At 54.1% G+C, this 22,196-nt stretch carries 20 protein-coding genes, 2 pseudogenes and 1 other annotated feature; of the genes and pseudogenes, 13 read left to right on the plus strand and 9 right to left on the minus strand.

Annotation, left to right across the window (positions count from 1 at the left end; all coding sequences use genetic code 11):
- The first annotated feature begins 78 nt into the window (after positions 1 to 78).
- Positions 79 to 330 carry a YciN family protein gene (locus FFS28_RS02975; RefSeq protein WP_006175686.1) on the plus strand — a complete coding sequence of 84 codons (252 nt, stop codon included), beginning with the start codon at positions 79 to 81 and terminating at the stop codon, positions 328 to 330.
- A gap of 34 nt (positions 331 to 364) precedes the next feature.
- Here FFS28_RS02975 and sohB read toward each other — a convergent pair whose 3' ends face one another.
- Entirely contained in the window at positions 365 to 1,411 is a 1,047-nt protein-coding gene (sohB, locus tag FFS28_RS02980; protein WP_137848721.1) for a protease SohB, read from the minus strand.
- 253 nt (positions 1,412 to 1,664) lie between these two features.
- Between sohB and FFS28_RS02985 the strand changes: the two genes are divergently transcribed.
- Both FFS28_RS02985 and cobO read left to right on the plus strand, forming a co-directional pair.
- Entirely contained in the window at positions 1,665 to 2,426 is a 762-nt protein-coding gene (locus FFS28_RS02985; protein ID WP_058608667.1) for a YciK family oxidoreductase, read from the plus strand.
- Positions 2,423 to 3,013, plus strand: a complete 591-nt coding sequence (cobO, locus tag FFS28_RS02990) for a cob(I)yrinic acid a,c-diamide adenosyltransferase (protein WP_058608666.1) — start codon at positions 2,423 to 2,425, stop codon at positions 3,011 to 3,013. The genes FFS28_RS02985 and cobO overlap by 4 nt, the downstream gene beginning before the upstream one ends.
- A gap of 36 nt (positions 3,014 to 3,049) precedes the next feature.
- On the opposite strand, the gene rluB is transcribed toward cobO, so the two are convergent.
- The 3 genes from rluB to rnm form a co-directional block, all read right to left on the minus strand.
- Complete coding sequence (rluB, locus tag FFS28_RS02995; RefSeq protein ID WP_006175690.1) at positions 3,050 to 3,925, minus strand: 23S rRNA pseudouridine(2605) synthase RluB; 876 nt, start codon at positions 3,923 to 3,925, stop codon at positions 3,050 to 3,052.
- Positions 3,926 to 4,021: 96 nt separating this feature from the next.
- Positions 4,022 to 4,642, minus strand: coding sequence for an L-threonylcarbamoyladenylate synthase (locus FFS28_RS03000; protein WP_006175691.1), 621 nt, complete (start codon positions 4,640 to 4,642; stop codon positions 4,022 to 4,024).
- Positions 4,639 to 5,520, minus strand: coding sequence for an RNase RNM (rnm, locus tag FFS28_RS03005; RefSeq protein ID WP_137848722.1), 882 nt, complete (start codon positions 5,518 to 5,520; stop codon positions 4,639 to 4,641). The genes FFS28_RS03000 and rnm overlap by 4 nt, the downstream gene beginning before the upstream one ends.
- Positions 5,521 to 5,659: 139 nt before the next feature.
- Here rnm and trpL point away from each other — a divergent pair, with 139 nt between their 5' ends.
- The 6 genes from trpL to trpA all read left to right on the plus strand — a co-directional run bounded on the left by trpL (position 5,660) and on the right by trpA (position 12,334).
- A complete protein-coding gene (gene trpL, locus FFS28_RS03010) occupies positions 5,660 to 5,704 on the plus strand; it encodes a trp operon leader peptide (protein ID WP_071524153.1) in 45 nt (14 codons plus the stop codon).
- Positions 5,681 to 5,775: a sequence feature (Trp leader region), on the plus strand. It overlaps the preceding gene by 24 nt.
- A gap of 26 nt (positions 5,776 to 5,801) precedes the next feature.
- Positions 5,802 to 7,364: an anthranilate synthase component 1 gene (locus FFS28_RS03015; protein WP_137848723.1), complete on the plus strand. Its 1,563-nt coding sequence runs from the start codon at positions 5,802 to 5,804 to the stop codon at positions 7,362 to 7,364.
- Positions 7,364 to 8,959, plus strand: coding sequence for a bifunctional anthranilate synthase glutamate amidotransferase component TrpG/anthranilate phosphoribosyltransferase TrpD (trpD, locus tag FFS28_RS03020; protein WP_006175694.1), 1,596 nt, complete (start codon positions 7,364 to 7,366; stop codon positions 8,957 to 8,959). The genes FFS28_RS03015 and trpD overlap by 1 nt, the downstream gene beginning before the upstream one ends.
- 3 nt (positions 8,960 to 8,962) lie before the next feature.
- Positions 8,963 to 10,321, plus strand: coding sequence for a bifunctional indole-3-glycerol-phosphate synthase TrpC/phosphoribosylanthranilate isomerase TrpF (gene trpCF, locus FFS28_RS03025; protein WP_137848724.1), 1,359 nt, complete (start codon positions 8,963 to 8,965; stop codon positions 10,319 to 10,321).
- 10 nt (positions 10,322 to 10,331) lie between these two features.
- Positions 10,332 to 11,525, plus strand: a complete 1,194-nt coding sequence (trpB, locus tag FFS28_RS03030) for a tryptophan synthase subunit beta (protein WP_137848725.1) — start codon at positions 10,332 to 10,334, stop codon at positions 11,523 to 11,525.
- Positions 11,525 to 12,334: a tryptophan synthase subunit alpha gene (gene trpA, locus FFS28_RS03035; RefSeq protein WP_058608661.1), complete on the plus strand. Its 810-nt coding sequence runs from the start codon at positions 11,525 to 11,527 to the stop codon at positions 12,332 to 12,334. The genes trpB and trpA overlap by 1 nt, the downstream gene beginning before the upstream one ends.
- A gap of 73 nt (positions 12,335 to 12,407) precedes the next feature.
- Here the strand turns inward: trpA and FFS28_RS03040 are convergent, their stop codons facing one another.
- Complete coding sequence (locus tag FFS28_RS03040) at positions 12,408 to 13,010, minus strand: TetR/AcrR family transcriptional regulator (protein ID WP_137848726.1); 603 nt, start codon at positions 13,008 to 13,010, stop codon at positions 12,408 to 12,410.
- Positions 13,011 to 13,150: 140 nt separating this feature from the next.
- On the opposite strand from FFS28_RS03040, the gene FFS28_RS03045 reads away from it, so the two are divergent.
- A complete protein-coding gene (locus FFS28_RS03045; protein ID WP_137848727.1) occupies positions 13,151 to 13,549 on the plus strand; it encodes a RidA family protein in 399 nt (132 codons plus the stop codon).
- Between the two features lie 110 nt (positions 13,550 to 13,659).
- Positions 13,660 to 13,896: pseudogene (locus FFS28_RS03050) on the plus strand (putative quinol monooxygenase); the annotation flags it as partial.
- A 146-nt stretch (positions 13,897 to 14,042) separates the two neighbouring features.
- On the opposite strand, the gene FFS28_RS03055 reads toward FFS28_RS03050, so the two are convergent.
- The 4 genes and pseudogenes from FFS28_RS03055 to FFS28_RS03070 all read right to left on the minus strand — a co-directional run bounded on the left by FFS28_RS03055 (position 14,043) and on the right by FFS28_RS03070 (position 16,802).
- A complete protein-coding gene (locus FFS28_RS03055) occupies positions 14,043 to 14,885 on the minus strand; it encodes a nitroreductase family protein (RefSeq protein WP_137848728.1) in 843 nt (280 codons plus the stop codon).
- Positions 14,886 to 14,958: 73 nt separating this feature from the next.
- On the minus strand, positions 14,959 to 15,540 hold the full coding sequence (locus tag FFS28_RS03060; protein ID WP_115239769.1) for a TetR/AcrR family transcriptional regulator: 582 nt from the start codon (positions 15,538 to 15,540) through the stop codon (positions 14,959 to 14,961).
- A gap of 75 nt (positions 15,541 to 15,615) precedes the next feature.
- Positions 15,616 to 15,720 (minus strand): annotated as a pseudogene (locus FFS28_RS03065) (integrase); the annotation flags it as partial.
- A gap of 287 nt (positions 15,721 to 16,007) precedes the next feature.
- Positions 16,008 to 16,802 (minus strand): helix-turn-helix domain-containing protein, encoded by a 795-nt coding sequence (locus FFS28_RS03070; protein WP_137848901.1) that lies wholly within the window; start codon positions 16,800 to 16,802, stop codon positions 16,008 to 16,010.
- Between the two features lie 102 nt (positions 16,803 to 16,904).
- Between FFS28_RS03070 and FFS28_RS03075 the strand changes: the two genes are divergently transcribed.
- The gene (locus FFS28_RS03075; protein ID WP_137848729.1) at positions 16,905 to 18,032 is read left to right on the plus strand and encodes a Bcr/CflA family efflux MFS transporter; all 1,128 of its coding nucleotides are present in this window, start codon (positions 16,905 to 16,907) and stop codon (positions 18,030 to 18,032) included.
- Positions 18,033 to 18,856: 824 nt separating this feature from the next.
- Positions 18,857 to 22,165, plus strand: a complete 3,309-nt coding sequence (locus FFS28_RS03080; RefSeq protein ID WP_249357419.1) for an autotransporter outer membrane beta-barrel domain-containing protein — start codon at positions 18,857 to 18,859, stop codon at positions 22,163 to 22,165.
- Positions 22,166 to 22,196 lie beyond the last annotated feature (31 nt).

A 22,196-nucleotide genomic window follows, 5' to 3' on the forward strand; every position in this document is an offset into this window, starting at 1 on the left:
CCCCCTCAGATAACAGGGAAAATTTGCCCCTGACGCCCCCTCGGCGTAAACTACTGCCACTGTTTTAAGGAGTAGAATATGCAGAATACGACCCAACCTATCGACCGAGCCTCTCTGCTTATCGAAGCAAACCGGCTTATTCGCGAACATGAAGATACTCTGGCGGGCATTGAAGCGACGGGCGTGGAGCAACGGAACGGCGTGTTAGTCTTTAGCGGCGAATACTTCCTTGATGAACAGGGGTTACCTACGCCGAAGAGCACAGCGGTATTTAACATGTTTAAATACCTGGCGCACACGCTCTCAGAGCGCTATCACCTGGTCGACTAAAGTAAAACGCGAGGCAAAGGCCTCGCGTTTTACTTTACAGCAGCGGTTTCTGTCCGCGCTGCAGCCAGCGTAACAGCAGGCGATCGGCGCTTTCCGCTGCGCTGTTGGTGAAGCGGTCAAGCAGACGCTTACGCTGGGTAAAGCGCACGCCCACCAGCTCGTGCCCCTCCATCAGGTTCAGCAGCAGATCGTCGCTGGTCCCCACGTCATCCACCAGCCCCTTCTCCTGTGCCTGAATGCCGTACCAGTGCTCGCCCGTCGCGACGCTATCAATATCAAGCGTTGGACGCATGCGATAGACAAAGTCTTTAAACAGGTGGTGCGTTTCGTTGAGATCTTCGCGGAATTTCTGACGCCCTTCTTCCGTGTTTTCACCCAGCAGCGTCAGGGTACGCTTGTACTGGCCTGCGGTATGCAGCTCAATGTCGATCTCTTTGTTTTTCAGGAAGCGGTTAAAGTTAGGAATTTGCGCCACGACGCCGATGGACCCAATGATGGAGAACGGCGCAGCAACAATTTTATCCGCCACGCAGGCCATCATATAGCCTCCGCTCGCCGCAACCTTGTCGACCGCCACAGTCAGCGGGATCTGTTTTTCGCGCAGACGCTGTAGCTGGGAGGCCGCCAGACCATAGCCATGTACCACACCGCCAGGGCTCTCCAGACGAACGACTACCTGATCCTGCGGTTTCGCGACGGCCAGAACGGCTGTTACCTCTTCGCGCAGGGAAGAGACTTCATGGGCATCCATACTGCCTTTAAAATCCAGTACGTAAACCCGCGGTTTGCCTGCATCCTGAGGGAGGTTCAATTTTGCTTTGGCTTTTGCCGCTTTTGCCTCCTGCTTGTGCTTTTTCTTCTGCGCCTTGTGCCACAACTTCTGTTGATGGCTATCGAGCAGGGACAGCGACATGTCTTCCTGCATCTCTTTATATTGCTCACTCAGGCGGGTAATGCGTAACTCACCACGCTGACGTTTGCGCTGCGTCAGGTTGACAATCAAAACGGCTATCACCGCAATAGCAATCACCACCGTTGCGATTTTTGCCAAAAACAGCCCATATTGAGAAAGTAATTCCACGCGTTCCACCTTGATTTGACCACGATTCTTCCACGCCAGTGTACATCAGCGCGGCGCGGGCGTCTCGCCTGTGACAAGACCTCTGCGAGTCGCCTTCAGGAATTCCCGCGTTTCTCTTTAAATAGTTGCAAATTGTTAATTTCTCAGCATTCTGTCCTGTAGACTGATTGAATTCTCATGCTGTTTCGGGCATAAAGCCGAAAAGTCATATAAAGAGGGCGCGTTTAACGCTCTGTGCGCCCGAGGAGTCACCGTGCACTATCAACCGCAAAAAAATCTGCTGCAAAACCGAATTATTCTTGTCACCGGTGCCAGCGACGGGATCGGCCGCGAGGCCGCACTCACCTATTCAGAATACGGCGCAAGCGTCATCCTCGTGGGCCGTAACGAGGAGAAACTTAAAGCCGTGGCGCAGGAAATTGAACGTGCTGGCGGCACGTCCACGCCCTGGTATACGCTCGATCTGCTGACCTGTACGCCGGCAACGTGTAAGGAACTTGCCCAGCGTATTTCCGCCCATTACCCGCGCCTGGACGGCGTATTGCACAACGCGGGGCTGCTGGGTGAAGTCCGTCCGATGGACGAGCAGGACCCCGACATCTGGCAGCAGGTGATGCAGGTAAACGTCAACGGCACCTTCTTCCTGACTCAGGCACTGCTTCCTTTATTACTTAATTCGGATTCTGGCTCGCTGGTCTTTACCTCCTCCAGCGTGGGCCGTGAAGGGCGGGCAAACTGGGGTGCCTATGCGGCGTCGAAATTCGCCACCGAAGGGATGATGCAGGTGCTGGCGGAGGAGTATCAGAACCGCCATCTGCGCGTAAACTGTATTAACCCTGGCGGTACGCGTACCAAAATGCGCGCCAGCGCCTTCCCGACGGAAGATCCGCACAAGCTCAAAACCCCGGCGGATATCATGCCGCTGTACCTTTGGCTGATGGGCGACGACAGCCGTCGCAAAACGGGCATGACCTTTGATGCCCAGCCGGGCCGTAAACCGGGAATTTCACAATGAGTGACGAACGTCATCAGCAGCGCCAGCAGCGTCTTAAAGACCAGGTCGACGCCCGGGTGGCAGCGGCCCAGGAAGAGCGCGGTATCATTATTGTGTTTACCGGCAACGGCAAAGGTAAAACCACCGCCGCTTTTGGCACCGTCACCCGTGCCGTCGGGCACGGGCATAAAGTGGGTGTCATTCAGTTTATCAAAGGCGAATGGCCCAACGGCGAGCGTAATTTACTGGAGCCTCACGGCGTGGAGTTTCAGGTTATGGCAACCGGCTTCACCTGGGATACCCAAAACCGGGAAACGGACACCGCTGCCTGCCTTGCCGTTTGGGAGCATGCCAAACGGATGCTGGCTGACCCGACGCTGAACATGGTGGTGCTGGATGAGATAACCTATATGGTGGCTTATGACTATCTGTCGCTGGAAAGCGTGCTGGACGCATTGAAGAATCGCCCTGCGCACCAGACGGTGATCGTCACGGGGCGTGGCTGTCATCGGGATATTCTGGACCTGGCGGATACGGTCAGCGAGTTGCGGCCGGTTAAGCACGCCTTTGATGCCGGTATCAAAGCGCAAATTGGCATTGATTACTAAGAAAAAAGCCCGGTTGCGTTAACCGGGCTTTTCGTTTTAACCGTTGTTGTTACGGCTGCCAGAGCGGCGATTGCTGCTCACCTGGCTGTGACGCTTCACCGCACGACGGATCTGGTTCGCCTTCATGCGACGGCGATCTTTCTCCACGGCCACTTTAGAGGAGGTTTCCGGGGTGAGTTCAACCAGTTCACGCAGGTAGTTGGTTTGCGCCAGGTCCAGCTCGGTATACCCGCCGCGCGGCAGGCCTTTCGGCAGCAGGATATCGCCGTAGCGTACGCGGATCAGACGGCTAACCTGCACGCCCACCGCTTCCCACAAACGACGAACCTCGCGGTTACGGCCTTCGGTCAGGGTAACGTTGTACCACTGGTTGATCCCTTCGCCACCGGTAAACTTGATGGTTTTGAACGCCGCAGGACCGTCTTCAAGCTGTACGCCACGCGACAGATCGCGCAGTTTGTTCTCATCAACCTGGCCGAAAACGCGCACGGCGTATTCGCGTTCCACTTCACGGCTTGGGTGCATCAGACGGTTTGCCAGCTCACCATCGGTGGTGAACAGCAGCAGACCGCAGGTGTTCACGTCCAGACGCCCTACGGCAATCCAGCGAGCGCCACGCAGTTTAGGCAAACGGTCGAAGACCGTTGGTCGCCCTTCCGGGTCATTACGGGTACACAGCTCGCCCTCTGGCTTGTAGTAAGCCAGCACGCGACAAATTTGTTCAGCGGACTCTTTAACCGAGATAAGATGACCGTCAATACGGATCTTCAACCCCGGCACGATTTCAACGCGGTCACCCAGCGTGGCGATTTTACCGTCCACACTCACGCGGCCCGCTTCAATAATGGCTTCAATTTCACGGCGTGAGCCGTGGCCGGCGCGCGCCAGCACTTTCTGTAACTTCTCGCTCATTGAGCTTCCTCAGGTGTCGCCTTCACAGGCGTCGAATCAGGTCAAAACGGAGCTGCGCCCAATTTTGATGGCCGCGTAGTATAGCTGCTTACACCTTTACAAGAAAGGTTTAACGTCACCTACGCCCTCACGAATCACTTCCGGCGCATCTTCGGTAAGATCTATCACCGTTGTCGGCTGCTGGCCGAGGTAGCCGCCATGAATGATCAGCTCCACCACCTTCTCCAGGCGATCTTTGATCTCTTCCGGATCGGACTCGGTAAATTCGCTGCCAGGCAGCATCAGCGACGTTGAGAGCATTGGCTCGCCCAGGGTTTCCAGCAGCGCCTGCGCAATCGGGTTAGAAGGTACGCGCATCCCAATGGTTTTGCGTTTTTCCTGCAACAGACGGCGCGGCACCTCTTTAGTCCCTTTCAGGATGAAGGTGTAATTGCCGGGCGTGTTGTTCTTGATCAGGCGAAACGCCACGTTGTCGACGTAGGCATAGGTCGACAGTTCAGACAGATCCCGACACATCAGGGTAAAGTTATGCCCGTCCGGGAGCTGGCGAATGCGGCAGATGCGCTCCATTGCGCCTTTGTCTTCAATTTTGCAGCCCAGCGCGTAGCCCGAATCGGTCGGGTAGACGATCACGCCGCCCTTACGAACAATCTCAACGGCCTGATTAATCAGACGCGCCTGCGGGTTATCCGGATGAATATAGAAAAACTGACTCATACTTCCCTCTCTTCAATATGCTGTGGCTGTTCCCAGAGCGTCCAGACAGGCTCCACGCCTGCAGGAAGCCAGAGCTTACGCCCCAGTTCAATCCACGCGCAGGGTTGATGAAAATCAGAGCCCTGTGAGCCAAGAAGGCCAAACTGTTGTGCATAGGTCGCGAGCTGGGATCGCTCATTGGGCGCCTGCTGGCACTGGGCAACTTCCATCGCCTCACCGCCGCTTTCGGCAAAGTGTGCCAGCAGTCTTTTCAGCCATTTAGCAGAAAGATTATACCGCCCGGGATGGGCCAGCACCGCCTTACCGCCAGAATGATGAATGACATCAATAGCTTGTTTTATTGTACACCACTGTGGCGGAACGTATCCTGTTTTCCCACGCGCCAGATATTTTTTAAAGACGTCGGCCATCGTCGTGGCCTTGCCCGCCTCAACCAGAAAACGGGCAAAATGACCGCGTGTCACCGCCCCGCCCTTCGCCAGTTTTTGCGCGCCTTCCAGCGCCCCGGGAATATGTGCCTTTTCCAGCCGCTCGCCAATCATCTCGGCACGCTGGTTGCGGCGGACTTTTTGTTCTTGCAAAAACGCGCGCATTGCCTGATGGTCTATGTCGATGTTCAGGCCAACGATATGAATTTCATGGTTTTCCCAGAGGGTCGAAATTTCGACGCCGGCAATCAGGTTGAGCGCTAATCCGCTGCGGGCAATTTCGGCGCGCGCCGCCGGGATCGCATCGGTGGTATCGTGATCGGTTATCGCCAGGGTGCCGACGCGCATTTCTGCGGCGCGATGGACCAACGCCTCGGGCGTCAGCAGGCCATCAGAGGCCTGAGTATGACTGTGTAAATCGTAAATTATGGCGTATGTGGTATCGCTCAAAGCACTTCCCGTTACAGGTTGGAAACCTTCTAAAACCCTATGATAACGGCCTTGCGTGAAATTATGAAATCAAGGGTTGACAATATGCCATCGAACTAGTTAACTAGTACGCAAGTTCACACGAGAAAGGTATCTGAAAATGACAGCACATTTCGCTTTGCACGGTTGGTGGCGCACTTCCTGATTATCGGGCGGTGTCACGCGTCTGCGACAAGCAAACAGATACCCGGCCCGCTCCCAAGCGGGCTTTTTTTTGAACAAAATATGATGAGAACACAACCATGCAAACAGCCAAATCCAACCTCGAACTGCTGACCTGCGAGGCGGCCTATCGCCATAATCCGACCGCGCTGTTTCACCAGGTGTGCGGCGCGCGCCCGGCCACTCTGCTGCTTGAATCGGCGGATATCGACAGCAAAGACGATTTGAAAAGCCTGCTGCTGGTCGACAGCGCGCTGCGCATTACTGCATTAGGTGACGTCGTCACTATTAAGGCCTTATCAGAAAATGGCGCCTCGCTGCTGCCCTTGCTGGACGCGGCTCTGCCGTCAGGCATCGACAACGAACGCCATCCGGATATGCGCATTCTGCGCTTCCCGCCGGTCAGCCAGCTGCTGGACGAAGATGCACGCCTTTGCTCCCTGTCCGTATTTGATGCTTTCCGCCTGCTGCAGAATCTGGTCTCGGTGCCGGAAGACGAGCGTGAAGCCATGTTCTTCGGCGGACTGTTTGCCTACGATCTGGTCGCCGGTTTTGAAGCGCTGCCGGAAACCGAGCAAGGCAACCGTTGCCCGGACTACTGCTTCTATCTGGCCGAAACCTTGCTGGTGATCGACCATCAGAAAAAATACACCCGTATACAGGCCAGCCTGTTTACACCCTCTGCCGCAGAGAGAAACCGCCTTGAGCACCGCATCGCTCAGTTGCAACAGCAGATGACACAAGAGCCACCTGCACTGCCGGTGCAGCGCGTGGAAAAAATGGCCTGTGACGTAAACCAGACCGACGATCAATACGGTGCAGTGGTTCGTCAGATGCAGAAAGCGATCCGCGCCGGGGAAATTTTTCAGGTGGTGCCGTCTCGCCGCTTCTCACTGCCCTGCCCGTCGCCGCTGGCGGCCTATGACGTGCTGAAAAAGAGCAACCCAAGTCCGTACATGTTCTTTATGCAGGACAATGATTTCACGCTGTTCGGCGCGTCGCCGGAAAGCTCCCTGAAATACGATGCCACCAGCCGCCAGATTGAGATCTACCCGATTGCCGGCACGCGCCCGCGTGGACGCCGTGCTGATGGCACGCTCGATCGCGATCTCGACAGCCGTATCGAGCTGGAGATGCGCACCGATCACAAAGAGCTGTCCGAGCACCTGATGCTCGTAGACCTGGCGCGCAACGATCTGGCACGTATCTGCACCCCCGGCAGCCGCTACGTGGCAGACCTGACCAAAGTTGACCGCTACTCGTTTGTGATGCACCTCGTCTCCCGCGTGGTTGGCGAACTGCGTAGCGACCTCGACGTGCTGCACGCCTATCGCGCCTGCATGAACATGGGCACCCTGAGCGGCGCGCCGAAAGTCCGTGCGATGCAGTTGATCGCCGAAGCCGAAGGCCGTCGACGCGGCAGCTACGGCGGCGCGGTGGGGTATTTCACCGCGCACGGTGACCTGGACACCTGCATCGTGATCCGCTCCGCGTATGTCGAGGACGGGATCGCCACCGTTCAGGCAGGCGCAGGGATTGTTCTTGATTCTGTTCCGCAGTCTGAGGCTGACGAAACGCGCAGTAAGGCCCGTGCGGTACTGCGCGCCATTGCGACCGCCCATCATGCACAGGAGATTTTCTGATGGCTGACATTCTGCTGCTCGATAATATCGACTCCTTTACCTACAACCTGGCAGATCAGCTGCGTGCAAACGGTCATAACGTCGTTATCTACCGTAACCATGTTCCGGCGCAAACGCTGATTGACCGTCTGGGTACCATGCAAAACCCGGTGCTGATGCTCTCTCCGGGGCCCGGCGCACCGAGCGAAGCGGGCTGCATGCCTGAACTGCTGACCCGGATGCGCGGCAAGCTGCCGATCGTCGGCATCTGCCTGGGTCACCAGGCGATTGTGGAAGCGTACGGCGGTTACGTCGGCCAGGCGGGTGAAATTCTGCACGGTAAAGCATCCAGCATTGAACACGACGGCCAGGCCATGTTTGCCGGGCTGCCAAATCCGCTGCCGGTGGCGCGCTATCACTCGCTGGTCGGCAGCAATATCCCGGCCGGTTTGACCATCAACGCCTCGTTTGAAGGTATGGTGATGGCCGTGCGTCACGATGCGGACCGCGTATGCGGACTGCAGTTCCACCCAGAATCGATTTTGACCTCTAACGGCGCGCGCCTGCTTGAGCAAACGCTGAACTGGGCGCTGCAGAAGCTGGAGCAGACCAACACGCTGCAGCCGATCCTTGAGAAACTGTACCAGGCGCAAACCCTGAGCCAGCAGGAGAGCCACCAGCTCTTCTCCGCGGTGGTGCGTGGCGAGCTGAAACCTGAGCAACTGGCGGCCGCGCTGGTCAGCATGAAGGTGCGCGGCGAAAGCCCGCAGGAGATTGCCGGTGCGGCAACGGCCCTGCTGGAAAACGCCGCCCCGTTCCCGCGTCCCGACTATCAGTTTGCCGATATCGTCGGTACCGGCGGTGACGGCAGCAACAGCATTAATATATCCACCGCCAGCGCCTTCGTGGCGGCTGCCTGTGGTTTGAAAGTGGCAAAACATGGCAACCGCAGCGTGTCCAGCCGGTCCGGTTCATCCGACCTGCTGGCGGCATTTGGGATTAACCTCGACATGCAGGCCGAACGCTCGCGTGAAGCGCTGGACGACCTCGGCGTTTGCTTCCTGTTCGCGCCGAAATACCACACCGGTTTCCGCCACGCGATGCCGGTTCGTCAGCAGCTCAAAACGCGCACGCTGTTTAACGTTTTAGGCCCGTTGATTAACCCGGCCCATCCGCCGCTGGCGCTGATTGGCGTCTACAGCCCTGAGCTGGTATTGCCGATTGCCGAGACGCTGCGCGTGCTGGGTTATCAGCGTGCCGCTGTCGTTCATAGCGGTGGTATGGATGAGGTTTCGTTACACGCGCCAACGCTTGTCGCTGAACTGCGCAACGGTGAAATTCTGAGCTATCAGCTCGACGCGGCTGACTTCGGTTTAACGCCGTACCATCAGGAGGCGCTGGCAGGCGGCACGCCGGAAGAAAACCGTGACATTCTCACGCGCTTATTACAAGGTAAAGGTGAAGTCGCTCATGAGGCCGCCGTTGCTGCCAACGTCGCCATGCTGATGCGTTTGCACGGTGAGGAAGATCTGAAGGCCAACGCGCAAAAAGTTCTGGACGTACTGCGCTCCGGTGCAGCTTACGATCGCGTTACCGCACTTGCGGCAAGAGGGTAAAGAATGCAGACCGTTTTAGCGAAAATCGTCGCCGATAAGGCCATCTGGGTTGAAGCACACAAGGCGCAGCAGCCGCTCGCCAGCTTCCAGAATGACGTCGTGCCCAGCACGCGCCGCTTTTATGATGCCCTGCAGGGCGCGCGCACCGCGTTTATTCTGGAGTGCAAAAAGGCGTCTCCGTCCAAAGGCGTGATCCGTGACGATTTCGACCCGGCGCGCATTGCCGGAATTTACAAACACCATGCGTCCGCCATCTCGGTGCTGACGGATGAGAAATATTTTCAGGGCAGCTTTGATTTCCTGCCCATCGTCAGCGGCATTGCGCCGCAGCCGATCCTCTGCAAAGACTTTATTATCGACCCGTATCAGATCTGGCTCGCGCGTTTCTACCAGGCTGACGCCTGCCTGCTGATGCTCTCGGTGCTCGATGACGAGCAGTACCGCCAGCTCTCTGCGGTGGCCCACAGCCTGAACATGGGCGTGCTGACCGAAGTGAGCAACGAAGAGGAGCTGGAGCGCGCCATCGCCCTTGAGGCAAAAGTGGTTGGCATTAACAACCGCGACCTGCGCGACCTGTCAATCGACCTTAACCGTACGCGCCAGCTTGCACCACGCCTGGGGGCGGGCGTGACGGTCATCAGCGAATCCGGCATCAACAGCTACGCCCAGGTGCGTGAACTGAGCCACTTTGCCAACGGTTTCCTGATCGGCTCCGCGATGATGGAACATGACGATCTCAACGCGGCGGTCCGCCGCGTGTTGCTGGGTGAAAACAAAGTGTGTGGATTAACGCGCGAGCAGGATGCCAAGGCCGCGTATGAAGCGGGCGCTATTTATGGCGGGCTGATTTTCGTGGACTCATCGCCCCGGGCGGTGAGTGAAGACCAGGCCCGTAACGTTATTGCGGCGGCCCCGCTCAGCTACGTGGGCGTGTTCCGCAATGCCGATATTGCCGACGTAGCAGCAAAAGCCGAGGCGTTATCCCTGCGTGCGGTACAACTGCACGGCAACGAAGATCAGGCTTATATCGATGCGCTGCGCGCCGCGCTGGCGCCTCGGGTGCAAATCTGGAAAGCGCAAAGCGTGGGCGACACGTTACCGCCGCGTAATCTGAATCATGTCGATAAATACGTGCTCGACAACGGCCAGGGCGGCTCGGGCCAGCGCTTTGACTGGTCCTTGCTGAAAGACGAAGCGCTGGACAATGTCCTGCTCGCGGGCGGTCTCAGCCCGGATAACTGTGTAGAAGCGGCCAAAGCCGGCTGCGCCGGTCTCGATTTCAATTCAGGCGTAGAGTCCCAGCCGGGCATAAAAGATGCCAGCAAGCTGGCCTCGGTATTTAAAACTCTGCGTGCATATTAAGGAATAAATAATGACGACATTACTAAACCCGTATTTTGGTGAGTTCGGTGGTATGTACGTGCCACAGATCCTGATGCCCGCTCTGCGCCAGCTGGAAGAAGCCTTTGTCAGCGCGCAAAAAGACCCGGCGTTCCAGGCCGAGTTTACCGATCTGCTGAAAAACTACGCGGGGCGTCCTACGGCCCTGACAAAATGCCGCAACCTGACCGAAGGCAGCAAAACCACGCTGTATCTCAAGCGTGAAGATTTGCTCCACGGCGGTGCGCATAAAACCAACCAGGTCCTTGGCCAGGCCCTGCTCGCAAAACGCATGGGCAAAACCGAAATCATCGCCGAGACCGGTGCAGGCCAGCACGGTGTGGCATCCGCCCTCGCCAGCGCCCTGCTCGGCCTGAAATGCCGTATTTACATGGGCGCAAAAGATGTCGAGCGTCAGTCGCCAAACGTCTTCCGTATGCGCCTGATGGGGGCTGAGGTGATCCCGGTTCACAGCGGATCCGCCACGCTGAAAGATGCCTGTAACGAAGCGCTGCGCGACTGGTCCGGCAGCTACGACACCGCGCACTATATGCTTGGCACCGCCGCAGGTCCGCATCCGTTCCCGACCATCGTGCGTGAATTCCAGCGCATGATCGGGGAAGAGACGAAAGCGCAGATCCTCGAAAAAGAGGGGCGTCTGCCGGATGCAGTTATCGCCTGCGTGGGCGGCGGCTCGAACGCCATCGGGATGTTCGCTGATTTTATCGATGAACCTCGCGTTGGTCTGATTGGTGTAGAGCCTGCCGGTCACGGAATCGAATCGGGTGAACACGGTGCGCCGCTGAAGCATGGTCGGGTTGGGATCTACTTCGGTATGAAGTCTCCTATGATGCAGACCGATGAAGGCCAGATTGAAGAGTCTTACTCCATCTCCGCCGGACTGGACTTCCCGTCTGTGGGGCCTCAGCACGCTCACCTGAACAGCATCGGGCGCGCTGACTACGTCTCGATTACCGATGACGAAGCACTGGAGGCGTTCAAGACCCTGTGTCGTAACGAAGGGATCATCCCGGCGCTGGAATCTTCCCACGCCCTGGCGCACGCCCTGAAAATGATCAAAGAAAACCCGGAGAAAGAGCAGCTGCTGGTGGTCAACCTTTCCGGTCGCGGTGACAAAGATATCTTCACCGTTCACGATATTCTGAAAGCACGAGGGGAAATCTGATGGAACGCTATGATAACGCATTTGCACAGCTGAAGGCCCGCCAGGAAGGCGCGTTCGTCCCCTTCGTCACCCTGGGCGATCCGGGTCCTGAGCAGTCGCTTAAAATTATCGACGCCCTGATTGAAGGCGGTGCGGATGCGCTGGAGTTGGGCATCCCTTTCTCTGACCCACTGGCGGATGGCCCAACCATTCAGGACGCCACCCTGCGCGCTTTTGCCTCCGGCGTTACCCCAACTCAATGTTTCGAGATGCTGGCGGCAATCCGTCAGAAACACCCGACCATCCCGATTGGCCTGCTGATGTACGCCAACCTGGTCTTTAACCGCGGCATTGATGAGTTTTATGCCGAGTGCGCTCGCGTCGGCGTTGACTCTGTGCTGGTGGCCGATGTACCGGTTGAAGAGTCTGCACCGTTCCGCCAGGCGGCGATGCGTCACAACGTTGCACCGATTTTCATCTGTCCGCCAAACGCAGATGACGAACTGCTGCGTCAGATTGCTTCTTACGGACGCGGGTATACCTACCTGCTCTCCCGTGCGGGTGTGACCGGCGCTGAAAACAAAGCGGCGCTGCCTCTGCATCATCTGGTGGAAAAACTCGCTGAATATCATGCGGCTCCGCCGTTGCAGGGCTTTGGTATCTCTTCACCGGATCAGGTTGCAGCGGCAATAGATGCAAAAGCCGCGGGCGCGATTTCCGGCTCTGCGATTGTTAAAATCATCGAGAAAAATCTTGATAAGCCCGACCAGATGCTGGCTGAGCTGAAAACGTTCGTTAGCGAAATGAAAGCGGCAACCCGCAAAGCCTGATCCTGCCACCGTCTGGTCACTGGGCCAGACGGTTCCTCTTTTCCCTGTGAAAAAGGCAATGATATTTTCGGCGTTATGAAAGCGTGGCACCCTCCAGTAGGCCATTTACCAACAGGGTAAAAACCTGAATCGCTTTTGGTAATGCATCCTGCGGATTTTCGCTTGCAGCCACCCACTGCGCGGCATTCAGTGCGGCCCCGTTTAGCAGCCAGGCGGTGGCATCGACATCTACCGGCTTGATTAAGCCGCGTTCAATCAGATCTGAAATGCGCTCGCGCGTGGCATCGAGGCAGTTATTCTGACTCGGCCATTTTGTAGGGTCCCCGAGAAAAGCCGGGCCATCAAGCAGAACGATGCGCCGGACCTCTTCATCCAGCGCCATCCTGATATAGGCAATCCCTTCAGCCAGAAGCTTTTGCTGGTCATCACCGTAATGTGCCGCGGCATCTTTGGCACTTTGCGCCATTTCAGAATCCACCTGAGTAACCACAGCAGCAAGTAACCCTTTTTTGTCCCCAAAATGGTGGTACAGGGCCCCACGCGTCAGGCCGACGCTGGCGGTCAAATCATCCATTGATGCTGCGGCAAACCCTTTTTCGGCGAAGGCATTTCGTGCAGCAGCAATCAACTTTATGCGGGTTTCTTCCATCGTTTCGGCGCGGCGTTTGGCAGCCATACGGACTCCTTGCAATAAACGCCGCGCAGGAAATTTGACATACGCGGCGTATGTGTGATTAATTTTACATACGCCGCGTATATTAAGTCATTTATCTATGCCGCGCATCCGCTGTCGCCCACCCCAATAAAGGATACGTTATGAACCAACCGAAACCCGTTTTCCCTGCAAATCGCCACGCGCTCTATGAAAAGCATGGTTATTCTGCAGCGATCCGCTCTGGTGATTTGTTGTTTGTTTCCGGGCAGGTGGGGAGCCGGGAAGATGGCACACCCGAGCCCGACTTTGCCGCGCAGGTAGAACGTGCCTTCGATAATCTCAAGGCCACGCTTAATGCTGCAGGCTGTACGTTCGACGATCTTATTGATGTGACAACCTTTCATACCGCTCCCGAGAATCAGTTTCCAACCATTATGCAGGTGAAACAAACCGTTTTCCCGAAGCCCCCGTATCCGAACTGGACAGCTGTAGGCGTGAACTGGCTAGCAGGCTTTGATTTTGAGATAAAGGTTATCGCCCGAATTCCTGAACATCAGTAATAACGACGTCGTACACAGATATCAGGGAGCGATATCTGTGTGTGAAATCGCACGGCTATGTTTGATTTATCGTGAAATAGACATCAGGTCTGTACTAACCGTAATCTTTTTACCGGGAACTCGTCGCGGCAATACAGAATGAGCTGCTGTGTATTGCTTATGATTTGAACCGGGATAAAAAGGATCCGGGGCATTTCATTTTCATTGACGAGTGGCCAGACCGGGCAGAACTTGATGCCCACTGCACCAGCGAACATTTCACCCGGCTTGTTCCTTTGGTTGACCAATACACGCGTAAAGCGGCGCAGTACATCCTGATGGATGCGAAGGTTGATGCGCAGAGATAGTGTCCGCTCATGATTCGGAGCAGCCAGACTAACTCACTTGCAGGCCTGCTTTGAGCGAGGAGCGGACGTTTTAAAGCATGGGGCTGGAAGACGAGAAAGTTGATGATTTTGCGGCTGCGCATGAATACCCAACCGCCTGAACTGCCCTACTTAAAACCGAAACCGCGCTCTTCAAGAGTGGTCCGTAGATTTTGGCGACCATCCATATAAGCGAGACTGGTTGCTGCGCTCTGAACCGCCTGTTTCCATGTTTTATCTTTCATTCCCAGACCTTCCCGGAATGCATGGAATGCCTCTTCATAACTTCTGACGTGAGCGTCAAGGTCACAAGCGCTGTAGAGATTGTGATGAGCCACCACGCTTTGCGGCAGGCGCGGGCGGATAGCTGCATCGCTGTCAGTTGCAGGCCATCCGACCACCAGGCCGCATACAACATAGCTGTGGGCCGGTAGCTGAATAAGTTCAGCCAGCTCTTTAGCCTTGTTGCGTGTCGCACCAATATAAACCGTACCCAGCCCGATTGACTCTGCTGCTACCGTTGCATTTTGCGAAGCCAGTGCGGCATCAACTGTCGCCATGACAAATGAATCAAGGTAATCATGCACACCCGGAGTAAGGCCGTCTGAGACGGTCATATCGTGATTTCGTGACAGGTCTGCAATCCAGAGAAGTATCGCAGGAGCCTCCTCGATGTATCCATTCGCCACACCTTTATCTCCCGCAGCGAGCTTTCTGACCTGCGCCTTGAGTGCAGGATCGGTAACGGCCACCATGCTCCATTGCTGAAGATTTGAGGATGTTGAGGCAGACTGAGCGGCCGCTACAAGCGTTTCAAACCAGTATTCCGGCAAGGCTTGCTGTGAAAAATTTCTGACGGAACGATGGCTGAGCAGATTTTCAATCTGCGAATTCCAGATGATATTTTTTGGTCGGTCTTTCTCACCGTACCGGGCAGTAATCAACTGAACTTTGTTTAAATCTTCAGACATTAACTTTCTCCAGACAATACTGTAATGTTCATTCAAGAATTAAGTAAATAAAAAGGCCTGATGGCCTTCCTAACTAAATGTTCATTATTAACGCTTCGATTGCATCACGTTGAAATTCTGGCTCATGCACAATCCTGCCGAACACCCGGAAACCGAAATAGGCACACATGAATGCCTTAGCCATAACTTCAGGCTGCCGTTCCGCCTGAAACTCCCCGGAAGCAATCCCGGCAGCGAAAAGCCTGGTGAACATTGCCTCAAGCTTTTTGATATAACGGCGGCTAAGATCTTCAACGGTTTTATCTTTTGCAGCTCTTTCTAAGGGAGAGAAGATTGCCATGCAGCCGTTTCGCTCGATGTTGCTGAAATCCAGTTCAATACCTTTTTTCAGCAGGCTGCGTAGCCTGTCCTTAACGCTACCGGCCTGGCTGAATACAGCCTCATGAAACTCAATGCTTGAGCTATGGTAACGGCGCAGGGCTTCATGGTAGAGATTTTCTTTATTACCAAAAGCCGCATACAGACTTCCACGGCCAAGCCCTGTACTCTCAACGAGTTCCTGAGCGGAGGTCGCTTCAAAGCCGTTTCGCCAGAACGCATCCATAGCCGCCTGAATAACGAGTTGATCATCAAATTCTCTCGGTCTGCCTGCCATTAGGCTCTCCCGTAGTAAAGACGGTAATCACCTTAGCAATTATGGAATGCTCAGTCAAGAATTGCGTTAACCTCATTTTCCTTCCAGTTCAAGTCTGATACGGATTCCCCAGATATGAGAGATCTGAAGAGGCCGTTTCTGGCCAATAATACGGCCCTTGTTCCAGGGGGATATTGTCATGCTCAATCTCCTTTGGGTTAGGAGATGTGATTATGGTTGTCCCATATGAGCGAGAAACGGACGATCGCAGAATTGACGCCCGAGTTTGATAAAATCAACTCAGCCTGAATCTTAAAAAACCTCCTTCCTGAAGAATCTCCGAGACATTGCTTTCAGAACGCTATAACTGCTCTAAATATCTAAGGCACATTTCACGGTCAACTTTCGGTTAACCATATGCACTCGCACATCAACCCAATATGGCTGAACACAATGGTGACCTGATTAAAAAAGGGTTTTACCAACTTTTAAACCAAAGATATGTCCTGATGTTCTGCGATTGAATGGCGGAGATAGCGGGTCGGTGTTGTGCCCGTATATTGACGAAAGAAAACAATGAAGGCACTGTCACTGACAAAATCAAGGTCCTGCGCCACCTGACTGAGCTGGTATCCGTCACACAGCTTCTCCATCGCTTTCAGTAGCCTCCACTGTTGCCTCCAACTCTGATAATTCATCCCCGTATCCCGGATAAATATACGGCTTATTGTGCGTTCACATGCACCGACTTTTTGGGCTAACTGCCCCAGACGTGGGGGTAATTCGCCCCCACGGACTCTGTCCAGCCAGGTACTCAGGCGAATATCTGAGGGAAACCGCAACGTCCAGTTTTCGCTTTGGGCATTTTTGATTTCTTCACAAAACACGGTAATGAGACTGCTTTGTTGCTCTTCAGGCATTCCCCATTGCCAGAATGCCATCCGTTCGATCACCTCAAAGAATAAGGGATTAACCTCAATAATCTGCAGGGGCAACGCCGATAAGGGTAAATCGCTTGAAAAGTAAAGAGAACGATAGGCCATTGAGCCATTCATAATGGCGCGATGAACCGTGCCGGCCGGTATCCACGCTGCCCGCCGGGGCGGAAGCAGGCAAAGGGTATTTTCCAGCTCAATCGTGATACTTCCCGCCGCCGAAAAAAGCAACTGATGACGAAGGTGACTATGCATCCCTGAATCGTGTACCCCCATATCGGATGCAATTCCGACAACCCACTCTTCGAACGTGTCCGGATCGAAAGAATCTTCTGGGTTAATTTTCATCATATGTCCGATTTTAAATATAAATAGTCTTTATCATGGTAAACCGACATGACAACTTCCGCAATAATAGTCGCATACTCTGTTTATCTAAGGATTGTTGTTATGAATATCAGTAAACAACCACCGTTGTGGCTACTGACATTACTGATTATGTTTCCACAACTGGTGGAAACAATATACAGCCCAGCTTTGCCAGACATTGCCCGTGCTTTTCAGGTAGGCAGTGAACGTGCCGCCCAGACGCTTTCAGTCTATTTCGTCGCGTTTGCCATCGGCGTTGCGCTCTGGGGCTGGTTAAGCGACCGCGTGGGTCGGCGACCTGCAATGATGGCCGGGCTTCTGTGCTACGGGACCGGTTCCGCACTGGCACTTGTGGCTACAGACTTTAGCGTTTTGCTCCTGGCTCGCATGGTAGCAGCCGTAGGTGCAGCTGCAGGGTCCGTTGTTGTTCAGACGATGCTGCGTGATTGCTACGAATCAACGGCATTAGCCCGCGTCTTCTCCGTGATGGGGGCAGCGTTGGCAATCAGTCCCGTTTTTGGTCTTGTAAGCGGAGGGTGGCTGGTCAGCCTGTACGGACATACCGGCGTGTTTATTGCTCTGGTCACGATGGCACTGGTGCTGCTCACAATGACCGCATTCTTACTGCCTGAAACACGTTCGGAAAATACTTCCGGCCCCCGATTTGGCGGGCTAGTTTGTCGGATGTCAGGGGATGGAAGGCTTTGGAAAAATGCAATGCTTGTTGCACTGCTGAATACAATGCTTTTCAGCTACTACAGCCTTGCACCGTTTCTTTTCGGTCAATTAGGCTGGAGTCCCAGGGCTTTCGGATGGACGGGGATTTTACTGGCTTTTGCTTCTCTATCGGGCAGCTTATGGAACCGGAAACTGCTGTCTATGGGTTTGTCGCCAGAACAACTGGTGAAAAATGCCTGCCTGCTGGCCCTATTATCGGGTGTCACAGCATGGTTCTTGCAGCAATCTGTATGGATACTTATGCCAGTAGCCGGGGTGGTGATTGCCTATGGCATTGCGATTCCAAACGTGCTGAGCCAGGCCCTTAGCCAATATCGTGAACAGGCCGGAGCTGCCGGAGCGCTGTTTGGATTAGTCTACTATTTATTGCTGGGAATGATGCTGGGACTTGCCGGTATCGTGCAACAGCTGGGATTGGTACTTACCGCTTGTGCGGTAATAGCCTACTTTTGCAGCCTGTCACGGCGCTAAGCTTGTTGTTTTTAATATTTACCCGGGAGCCTATTATAGTATGGGTTCCCGGTACAATTTAAAATGGTTTACGCCTGCTGCAGCCCGATGAGTTGTGAGCTGCTCTCTGCATTTATTGCTTTGTAGAGCTAGTAATGTCCGCTCCTGGCACAAAGCAGACATGCATGAGTGGAAAGGTCGCTATGGGCGGAAAATCACGATGACAGCCTGGTGCTACCATATCAAACATAACAGTGATGTTATAAACCGAACTCTGCGTCACGCCTCATGAGGAACTCCTCATTACACGTCCCGTCAACGCCTGGCACAGCATTGTCTGTTGTGAACCTTTACGTCAGGCTATACAAAAAGAACGGAAGGCAATGAGAGAAGTAATAACAGATACATACATGGATGGCTATGAAGGAATTAAATAGCAAAGAAGAATGTCCGTAATACCGCACTGATAATGTGGATAAGCTCAAACGTTTTCACTAAGCACATGGCTCAGCCCAGAGGGTCAAAATTCAGCTTTACGCACCATAATTTTCGATATCCAAATCGCGCCCCGTATCGGTACGCCCCGGTAGCAGGGAAAACGCCTCGGTAAGCTAAAACCACCGGTCCCTTTTTCAGGGTTTCCACAATAAACGGCGACCATCATTAGACGCTCCCCCCTTTATAAAATTCTGAAAGATGAGCCTGTCACAGGGCAAGGCTGCCCTTTGTTATAAATTATCAAGTCATATCGATAATTATTATATTTGTTGATGATTTATTGAGCTCAGGTGTGAACTTATAGTCTCGGACGCAGGCAATAACTTTTTTACACAAGGATGGTTAATATGAAAAGGTTTTTTATCACGGCTGCACTAACGGGTTTATTTGTCAGTAATAATTCGTATGCAGGAGAAAGCTATCTGGTCTATAACCCACAAAATATTGCGGTATTTGAAGTGCGTTTCTTTAATGTTGGCGACGGTCCCTTTATGCCGGGCTGGCCGAGCGCGTCTGAATCAACCTGGGATCTTGGTCAGCAACAAAAAGAAAAAATACTTGATGCCATGCGTTACTGGGCTGAAGTCATCACCCCCATACCAGGGGAACTGCCCGCCATTATCAATGTGGGGACGTTTAATGACGAGAATGCTGCGGGTTCCAGCGATTCAGTTACTGATGGCATTATCAGTCTGACGCAGTTGCAGGGAGCGTTGAACGGCATTGATACCGGAGAGCTGACCTTCGGCTCTCATGCCCAGTTCATCATGGGCAAACTGGATTTTGACAACGTTCCCTATGTGCCTGCGCAATTGCCGCGCACCGGAAAGGCAGATCTGGTCAGCGTCGCTATTCATGAGCTGGCCCATGGCCTGGGAATATCTAATATGGTTACCGACCTGCACGGAAGTGGCACATTCACGCCCGCTTTCGATAACGGGCCTTTTGGATCCTGGACCAGCCATCTGCGCGATGACCGTGGCAATCCTGCCCGGCCAGGGCAAGTCATATTGTGTAATGGATGCAATAACAGATGGGATCCGCAAGGCTTTGATGTACGGCTCGATAAAGGCTATTTCACCGGCGAGCACGTAAATGAAGTGCTTGCAGGTGCCATGCCTGGCGTGCCGGTGAAAATGTTAGCAGACGACGGTTCGGTCGATGATAACTACATGAGCCATATCGAGTTGAAGAACAGCATGATGAGCCATCAGAACTACCGTAATTACACAACGTTTATGGAGGCGGAACTGGCGTTGTTGCAGGACATGGGATACCAGATTGACCGACGTAACTTTTTCGGTTTTTCGCTGTATGGCAACGGGCAAACTCTTGTTAACCGCAATGGATATTTTCAGCGTAATCAGCAGGCAGATGGCTATCTGGCCGGGCAATATAATACCGCTAATCTGGGGGTTGGCCTGCATGTATATGGCAGTAATAACCATATCTTTCAGCAAGCGGACCTGTTGACATCAGGGGCTGGCGGCGCGGGTATCCGTATAGATGGGCAAAATAACACCCTGAGCATCGAGCCCGGAATACGGGTATACGCCGATGGCGTAAATGGCCGAGGGGTGATGTTTGCCTACGGTAAAGAGCACAACCTTATTCAACGCGGTGATGTTCAGGCACTGGGCACCAGTGGCGTCGCTATTAGTTTTGATTTTGGCAATAACCTTCTGGGTAACGAAGTGGACTATCGTGGATCCTGGCTTCATATCGTGGACGGATATTACGATGCATTATTACCCGAGCTGCAGGGAGCCCTGGTGGATAATGCCGACATCAGCGGGCGGGTTGCCGGGAAAGGCGCGGCGATTTATATTTCACCGAATGCGCTGGTCGGTAATATAAATATATTATCGGGTGCCCGGCTGGAAGGTGATATTTATTCGGACTACGCCGAGCAGGACGCCTATGGCCAACAGCGGTTAACACAGTTTACCTTCGGTCGGAAGGCCAATGCGTATGGGCAGGCGACGGAAGCTGCTGATTCTGATTTTAGCTTTGCTTACCGCGGAAACATTGAAGGTATTAATAATCTGGCACTGGACGCGCACGGAGGGAAAACCTCGCTAAATGGCGATTTTCAGATTTACAGCATGAATATCGCGCCAGGTGCTACCCTATCCGGCAACGGCAGCTACACCCTTAATGAGGAAGGCCGCTTTGTAAATAACGGGATCCTTGCGCCGGGTAATTCACTTGGGCAAATCACTATCTCAGGTGCTTATCAACAGGGGGATAGCGGGCAGTTGGTGTTGGAAGTCGACGGGCGCGGCAGGCATGATACTTTGCGAGTGGACGGTCACGCACAATTTAACGGTCAGCTGACGTTTGCGCCGCAACCGGACTGGTACGCGACAAACTGGCGTGTGAATTCGCAAGATTTGCTAAAAACAGACTCTTACAGCGGTAAGTTCAGTGCGGTGAACAGCGTGCTCCGCTCTCCCACGCTAACGCTGCAGACAACGCCTCAGGGAAATAATGGCTGGCAACTCTCAATGCTGCGCGCTTCAAACGCGTACAGCCAGTATGCGCAAGACGCCAATGCGCGGCAGGTAGGGCAAGCGCTGGATAAAATTGTGGCAGATGCTAAGTCGGATATACAACCGCTGTACCGTACTCTGGATTTCTCAGCCGCTGATGGCGGGAGTATCAGCCATGCCCTGCCGCAGCTGTCTGCGGGCGCCTACAGCGCCATGTTCGCAAGTTCCCTTCAACGTGAACAACAGATAGCGCGGATCATTGGCGGGCCTCATCCTGCTGTAATGTCGAAACAACTGGCGGAAGGCGAATGGCGCAGCTTTGCTATCCCCTTTGGCGGCGGCTTCTGGCAACAGCGCCAGGGGGACAGTGTAGGGTACGACGCCAGCAGTTATGGCATGGTGTTCGGTGCTGAAAAACAAAACGATCGGAATCACAACTGGATTTATGGCTTTCATGGTGCGGTCAGCGGCCAGTCGGTGACGGTGAAATCACCAGAAACCGCGACCGGGAAAACCACTGCTTTCGATCTGGGTATTCATGCCCGTTACGGCGCTGAAAGGTCCGAAGGGATGTATTTATTCGGCACAGGCCGATTGGGTATTGAAGACAGCTGGATGGATAGAAACATTCATGTAGAAACTTACGGAGCAAACCACCATGCCACCTGGACCGGACTGACAGGCTCTGTTACGGCTGGCGGGGGCTATCGATGGGCGCTGAATGATAATGTAAGCGCCGGACCGGTAACGTCATTAAATTACACCACATTACATCGACCTGGCGTGAAGGAAAGCGGCAATGACGGCAGCCGACTGATACTGGATTCGGAGACCTTCGATTCTCTGAGATCAAGTATCGGGGTGAATGGTAACTGGAATGTACCGCTCGCTTCAGGGGCGTCTATCGCAGCTGATTTGCAGCTTACCTGGGATCATGAACTTCTGGATGGCAATGTAGAGCAACAAGCCTCTTTCGCCAACTATCGCAGCACATCGTTTAGTTCCAGGAATCAGGTGGCTGGTCGTGACACTCTGGGTGTTAAGGCGGGAATGCGCTATAAAATCAACACTGATGTCGAATTGGGCATCGGGGTTGAAAGCGAAATGTTTCGTTCTGGCTATAACGCGATCGCAGGTAATCTTTCAGCTACCTGGCGTTTCTGATGTCTGAGAACGAGAAAAGAATACGGCTGAT

It is taken from the genome of Enterobacter sp. 2VL (assembly GCF_005503595.1).
Classification (GTDB): Bacteria; Pseudomonadota; Gammaproteobacteria; order Enterobacterales; family Enterobacteriaceae; genus Enterobacter; species Enterobacter cancerogenus.

What these genes read in the sequence shown, in the direction of transcription:
- FFS28_RS03080 (WP_249357419.1), top strand. Translation starts at nt 18,857, where the DNA reads ATGAAAAGGTTTTTTATCACGGCTGCACTAACGGGTTTATTTGTCAGT.
- FFS28_RS03070 (WP_137848901.1), bottom strand. Translation starts at nt 16,802, where the DNA reads ATGAAAATTAACCCAGAAGATTCTTTCGATCCGGACACGTTCGAAGAG.
- FFS28_RS03040 (WP_137848726.1), bottom strand. Translation starts at nt 13,010, where the DNA reads ATGGCTGCCAAACGCCGCGCCGAAACGATGGAAGAAACCCGCATAAAG.
- trpCF (WP_137848724.1), top strand. Translation starts at nt 8,963, where the DNA reads ATGCAGACCGTTTTAGCGAAAATCGTCGCCGATAAGGCCATCTGGGTT.
- FFS28_RS03055 (WP_137848728.1), bottom strand. Translation starts at nt 14,885, where the DNA reads ATGTCTGAAGATTTAAACAAAGTTCAGTTGATTACTGCCCGGTACGGT.
- trpD (WP_006175694.1), top strand. Translation starts at nt 7,364, where the DNA reads ATGGCTGACATTCTGCTGCTCGATAATATCGACTCCTTTACCTACAAC.
- FFS28_RS03015 (WP_137848723.1), top strand. Translation starts at nt 5,802, where the DNA reads ATGCAAACAGCCAAATCCAACCTCGAACTGCTGACCTGCGAGGCGGCC.
- FFS28_RS03075 (WP_137848729.1), top strand. Translation starts at nt 16,905, where the DNA reads ATGAATATCAGTAAACAACCACCGTTGTGGCTACTGACATTACTGATT.
- trpB (WP_137848725.1), top strand. Translation starts at nt 10,332, where the DNA reads ATGACGACATTACTAAACCCGTATTTTGGTGAGTTCGGTGGTATGTAC.
- FFS28_RS03000 (WP_006175691.1), bottom strand. Translation starts at nt 4,642, where the DNA reads ATGAGTCAGTTTTTCTATATTCATCCGGATAACCCGCAGGCGCGTCTG.
- trpA (WP_058608661.1), top strand. Translation starts at nt 11,525, where the DNA reads ATGGAACGCTATGATAACGCATTTGCACAGCTGAAGGCCCGCCAGGAA.
- FFS28_RS02975 (WP_006175686.1), top strand. Translation starts at nt 79, where the DNA reads ATGCAGAATACGACCCAACCTATCGACCGAGCCTCTCTGCTTATCGAA.
- rluB (WP_006175690.1), bottom strand. Translation starts at nt 3,925, where the DNA reads ATGAGCGAGAAGTTACAGAAAGTGCTGGCGCGCGCCGGCCACGGCTCA.
- cobO (WP_058608666.1), top strand. Translation starts at nt 2,423, where the DNA reads ATGAGTGACGAACGTCATCAGCAGCGCCAGCAGCGTCTTAAAGACCAG.
- FFS28_RS03045 (WP_137848727.1), top strand. Translation starts at nt 13,151, where the DNA reads ATGAACCAACCGAAACCCGTTTTCCCTGCAAATCGCCACGCGCTCTAT.
- FFS28_RS03060 (WP_115239769.1), bottom strand. Translation starts at nt 15,540, where the DNA reads ATGGCAGGCAGACCGAGAGAATTTGATGATCAACTCGTTATTCAGGCG.